The organism is Leisingera sp. JC1 (assembly GCF_001679925.1).
Taxonomy (GTDB): domain Bacteria; phylum Pseudomonadota; class Alphaproteobacteria; order Rhodobacterales; family Rhodobacteraceae; genus Leisingera.
In genome coordinates, this window is sequence record NZ_LYUZ01000031.1 from 1 (window position 1) to 1030 (window position 1030).

The 1030-nt window shown below is 65.1% G+C and carries 1 pseudogene; it reads right to left on the bottom strand.

Annotation, left to right across the window (positions count from 1 at the left end):
• Window positions 1–436 (bottom strand): annotated as a pseudogene (locus A9D60_RS04300) (helix-turn-helix transcriptional regulator); the annotation flags it as partial.
• Window positions 437–1030: the final 594 nt, after the last annotated feature.

The window sequence follows — 1030 nt, forward strand, 5'->3', positions numbered from 1 at the left end:
GCACCGCGCTGACGGTCTTCTTGGAGACGGTCCACAGAAGCGCGCTGGTCACCGCGGCCTGGGTTTCGCCGGCCAGCTCGCGCAGGGAATCCTCGCGCAGCACCGGCCAGATCGCCTGCAGGATGTCGCCGCAATGGCTGTCATGGGGGCCGCCGCCGAGCTGCAGCGCGATCAGATCCTCGCTGCCGTCCTCGAAGGCGCAGGAAAACAGCGCCCAGCCGCGCCCGGCAGCCAGATCCCGGGCCAGGTCCGGATGCTGCGGCAGCCGGGCCGCCAGCGCCTGCGCCGCGGCACCGCCCGGGCGCCGCCGCTGCAATGTTCCGGCCGCGCCCGGATGCAGCTGGCGCCGCAGCGCCGCCGCCGCGGGGCCGGAACCGGCGGCCCCCAGGGCTGCATCGCTGGTCAGCACCGGCGCCTTGCGGTGCCCCGGCTGCACCAGCGCCAATTGTGTCAGAGAAGAGAGTTGCCTTTGCAGAGCCTTAGAAAACAATAACCTGTCCGTTCGGGAAACGGACTCACCCAACATAACCATGTTGCCCCCCGGCATGACATAATGAATGTCTTGAGGGTAGCACGCCGGCTGCAGGGTCAAACCGGGCAGAGGGGGTACGCCAAAGGCAGGGCCGGGCAGGCGCCGGCGGGCAAAATACCACCATGGGGGTAGCCGGAGAGGGCGGACAGGGCGAATCGTTGAAACTTCAGGTTGTTGCGACTCCAAGGTCAAATCTCTTAAAATTGTAGAAACCGGATTGGAAACACAGCGTTTCCGCTTTGGATGCACTGCCAAGGGCGTAGGAGAGCCCGGGCGGATCGCATGGAAAAACAGCCGGATAGAGGCCGCCGCCCGGGCCCGTGCACCGGCGGGCGGGCAAAAAGCCCTGCTCCGGGAGGGGAAGTTCCTTAACAATAAAGGGTAGATTCGCTACGGTTTATCCACAGCAATGCGCATCAGAAGTGTTTGAAAGCCTGTGCGCGCGGCCTGGCCCGGGATGTTTTCCCGGGCGTGTTCTGTATTTAGCACGATCCGGAA